General features: G+C 69.3%; 1 pseudogene. It reads left to right on the top strand.

From position 1 onward, the window contains the following. A pseudogene (locus ACT84W_RS09945) lies at positions 1–479 on the top strand (diaminopimelate decarboxylase); the annotation flags it as partial.

Below are 479 nucleotides of genomic sequence, written 5' to 3'. Positions count from 1 at the left end.
CGCGAAGTTCGGCATGACGCGCGAGCAGCTCAAGGAGGCGTTCTCGCGCCTGGCGGCGCTCGGCGTCGAGGACTTCGGAATCCATGCGTTTCTTGCCAGCAACACCCAGGTAGACGACTACTACCCGCGCCTTGCGCGGCTGCTCTTCGAGGAGGCCGTGCGCCTGCGCGACGAGCTCGGCGTCCACGTGGGGCTCATCGACCTTTCCGGCGGCATCGGCGTCGACTACCGCCCCGAGGACCCCGCCGCGGACATCGCCGCCATCGGCGAGGGCGTGCGCGAGGCGTACGAGCAGGTGCTTGTTCCCGCCGGCATGGGGTACGTGAGGATCTGCTCCGAGCTCGGCCGCTGGATGCTCGCGCCGGCGGGCGCGCTCGTCACCCGCGTCATCCACGAGAAGGTGACCTACAAGGACTACCTCGGCGTGGATGCCTGCGCGGCGAACCTCATGCGCCCGGCGATCTACGACGCCTACCACC

Source organism: Paratractidigestivibacter sp. (assembly GCF_052362415.1).
Classification (GTDB): Bacteria; Actinomycetota; Coriobacteriia; order Coriobacteriales; family Atopobiaceae; genus Paratractidigestivibacter.
Note: the sequence above shows the minus strand (reverse complement) of the source record. Positions and strands in the feature narration are given on the sequence as shown.